The sequence below is a fragment of the Pseudomonas siliginis genome (genome assembly GCF_019145195.1).
Lineage (GTDB): Bacteria > Pseudomonadota > Gammaproteobacteria > Pseudomonadales > Pseudomonadaceae > Aquipseudomonas > Aquipseudomonas siliginis.
In genome coordinates this window covers 1-508 of sequence record NZ_JAHSTW010000034.1, presented here as the reverse complement: position 1 = coordinate 508, position 508 = coordinate 1, and the positions used below count along the sequence as shown (strand labels likewise).

The window sequence follows — 508 nt, the reverse complement described above, 5'->3', positions numbered from 1 at the left end:
TGAGGAGTCGGTGACCAGCGACACTACGGCATTGAAAGACGATTTCCACCAGGGCTACCGCAACCGCTTCCAGGCCACGCCGTGGGACGTGCCCAATCGCCCGCCGCTACGCCATCCGAAACCGCGCATCCTCGGCAGCCAGAGCGCAGTAGTCACCGGCCCGAAAGGCGAAGAAATCCACTGCGATGAATACGGCCGGGTCAAAGTCCAGTTCCATTGGGACCGCGAAGGCCAGGCCGACGACAAAACCAGCTGCTGGCTGCGCGTCTCCAGCGCCTGGGCCGGCGCCCAGTATGGCGGCATCGCCATCCCGCGCATCGGCATGGAAGTGCTGGTCACCTTCCTTGAAGGCGACCCCGATCAACCGCTGATCAGCGGCTGCCTGTACCACAAGGAAAACACCGTCCCCTATGAACTGCCGGCGAACAAGACCCGCAGCACCTTCAAGACCCTGAGTTCCATGGGTGGCGGCGGCTACAACGAGCTGCGCATCGAAGACAAAAAAGGT

Annotated in this window: 1 protein-coding gene; it reads left to right on the top strand. The window is 62.4% G+C overall.

Features of this window, described 5'->3' with window-relative positions; translation table 11 throughout:
* Nucleotides 1-508: type VI secretion system tip protein TssI/VgrG (gene tssI, locus KVG87_RS25725; RefSeq protein ID WP_217853243.1), on the top strand; the 508-nt coding region annotated here is incomplete at both ends.